Annotated in this window: 1 pseudogene; it reads left to right on the forward strand. The window is 44.2% G+C overall.

The features are described 5' to 3' along the window. Positions 1–813, forward strand: a pseudogene (locus ACFINO_RS10050) (hypothetical protein); the annotation flags it as partial. Between the last annotated feature and the right edge of the window lie 85 nt (positions 814–898).

Below are 898 nucleotides of genomic sequence, written 5' to 3' on the forward strand. Positions count from 1 at the left end.
GGCTCTAAAGTCCCCTTTATTTTTCAAAAGCTTCAAGACAAGCGTGGATCCCGCAGTGCAGCCTCTATAGCGTGTCGTGGGAGTGATGCTTTTTTTGCTGGTGATGGTGGCTTTTATCAGATGAGTTTGGATGGTCAACTTTTGCCGATAGGCTTTGAGAAGGTTGATAGAACAGTTTTTAAAACCTTTGATAAGTTTGCTCTTGATGAGATGCAAGGGGTTATAGATCCCATTGATAACCGGATTTACTGGTCCTTAAAGAGAGGCAATAACGAGCAAACGACCTTTGTTTATGATTGGGGATTGCAGAAATGGTCGACGCTACAGGGAAAACCTTTCACGTTGTTTCCAGTATTTACGACAGGTTATACTTTAGAACAGTTAGATGAGATCTCGATCAATCTTGAGTCCTTGCCGGCTTCTTTAGACAGCCCTCGTTGGCAAAGTGGCGCCCCAATGCTTGGTGCTTTTGATGATGAAAATAGACTTGTTATGTTTACGGGAGCACCGATGGAGGCAACGGTTGTTTCGCAAGAAATGGGGGCGCCGGATGGAAGTTTTAACTTTATCACGAAGATGTTTGCTGAAGTTGATACGACGGAAGGTCTTTTAAGCATAGGGGAACGTCGGCTTCGTAATGATCAGACGCCGATTACATGGCACAAGGAGAGGGTGTGTTCTTATCTTACGGGTGCTTATCATGGTCGTTCGCGCAATCGTTATCACCGCTTTAAATTGCGTATTCCTGAAGGCGTTCATTGGAACCAAATCACAGGATTTAATGTGGATTTACGTCCTTTAGGCAGAGGGTAATGGCAAATGTCTTTTTGACCACGTCTTGGGATATGGAGCGTATAGCGCCTTATCTTGAAGACATCATTGCATCCTTTAGAGAGTA

This window comes from Bartonella sp. AA83SXKL, assembly GCF_042196965.1.
Taxonomy (GTDB): Bacteria; Pseudomonadota; Alphaproteobacteria; order Rhizobiales; family Rhizobiaceae; genus Bartonella.